Raw genomic sequence first — 397 nt, forward strand, 5'->3', positions numbered from 1 at the left:
ATGGATGAGATTAATCGTGCGTTCCGTCAATCTGTTGCTGATGTAGGTGTGATAGGCCGAAAGGATTTAAAGGTGTTGTCGATTTCTGAGGAGAACTCGGTACCTTTGGAAGATTTGGTAGAGGATATTGATGCTGGAGTTGCGGCTGAAACTATTCAGGCTGAATTTGAGAGGCGAGAATTAGCACAGCAGATAATGGACGGTAAGATTACGGTTAAGGATATTGAGCGTTTTGTCGTTTCTAATATGTATCCAGTCACCACTAAATTACAATCTAAGCGAGCGTTGTCTGATGTATTGTTATTTGATGAAGAGAAGAGTGCGATAGTTCCTGAGTCATTTGTGGTTATTGGTGTCGATGCATATTCATTGGATTGGTTGACGGTGAATATTGAGG

At 41.3% G+C, this 397-nt stretch carries 1 protein-coding gene; it reads left to right on the plus strand.

Annotated features, from left to right (window positions below; translation table 11 throughout):
- On the plus strand, window positions 1–397 hold a 397-nt coding region (locus tag AB4585_RS24925), incomplete at both ends, for a hypothetical protein (protein WP_372171436.1).

Origin of the sequence: Vibrio sp. 10N.222.49.C9 (assembly GCF_041474985.1) — a bacterium.
Taxonomy (GTDB): domain Bacteria; phylum Pseudomonadota; class Gammaproteobacteria; order Enterobacterales; family Vibrionaceae; genus Vibrio; species Vibrio crassostreae_C.